Source organism: Caballeronia temeraria (genome assembly GCF_001544795.2).
Classification (GTDB): Bacteria; Pseudomonadota; Gammaproteobacteria; order Burkholderiales; family Burkholderiaceae; genus Caballeronia; species Caballeronia temeraria.
This window is the reverse complement of the sequence record NZ_FCOI02000115.1, coordinates 1-969: the sequence shown is the minus strand read 5'-3', so window position 1 is coordinate 969 and position 969 is coordinate 1. Positions and strand designations below refer to the sequence as shown.

Here is a 969-nt window from a genome sequence, read left to right as displayed (position 1 = left end):
CTGCAGTGTCCTTTACGCTTTGCGTAGCGCCTTGCGCATCATCCATAAATTGCCCAGCGCAAATAATGTGGTGATCTGAGCCGTGTTTTTCGCCAGCCCCCGGTATCTCGTCTTCAAATAACCAAACTGTCGCTTGAGAATTCGAAACGGATGTTCGACCTTTGCACGAATGCCGGCCTTCAGTCGTTCGATCTTGTCGTATATTGCATCGAGAGGGTCCTTCAAATTCAGTTTCCTTCGCTTGCTGGGCCGCATCGCGACATGCCATCGGGCCGAGCGCGATTGCTGACGTTTTTCGATGCCCCGGTATCCGGCGTCAGCGTAAACATCCGTTTCTTCACCGTGCAACAGCGCAAGGGCCACATTGATGTCGTGCTCGTTTGCCGCCGTGCCGATAACCGTGTGAACGAGGCCTGATTCTGCGTCCACGCCTATATGCGCCTTCATGCCGAAGTACCAATTCCTGCCTTTCTGCGTCGACTGCATTTCCGGGTCACGTGTGCCAGAGCCGTTCTTGGTCGAACTAGGCGCTGCGATCAACGTAGCATCGACAGCCGAACCTGCCCTAAGCATCAACCCCTTTTCGTTCAATATTTCATTGACGACCGCAAGAATCTGCGCAGCGATGCCGTGCGTTTCGAGCAGGTGCCGGAACCGCAAGATAGTCGTTTCGTCCGGAAGACGGGTCATCCCTCCATCAAGGCCTGCGAATTCACGATACAACGGGACATCATAGAGGGCTTCTTCCATCGCTGGATCCGACAGACCGAACCATTGTTGGAGGAAGTGAATCTGTAACATTGTCGCCACCGGAAATGGCGGGCGACCGGTTTTCCCCTTCGGATAATGTGGCTCGATCAATGCGATCAGCCTTGACCATGGCACCACTCGTCTCATCTCGTCCAGAAACTCCCGCTTACGCGTGCGTTTGGTTGAGAGGTCCAAGCCGAGATGAAGTTGCGTCATCGT

At 54.4% G+C, this 969-nt stretch carries 1 protein-coding gene; it reads right to left on the bottom strand.

Features of this window, described 5'->3' with window-relative positions:
* Positions 1-12: 12 nt before the first annotated feature.
* Positions 13-966, bottom strand: a complete 954-nt coding sequence (locus tag AWB76_RS38685) for an IS5 family transposase (RefSeq protein ID WP_061165337.1) — start codon at positions 964-966, stop codon at positions 13-15.
* Positions 967-969: the final 3 nt, after the last annotated feature.

Coding starts and splice junctions, on each gene's coding strand:
- AWB76_RS38685 (WP_061165337.1), bottom strand. CDS start 966: ATGACGCAACTTCATCTCGGCTTGGACCTCTCAACCAAACGCACGCGT.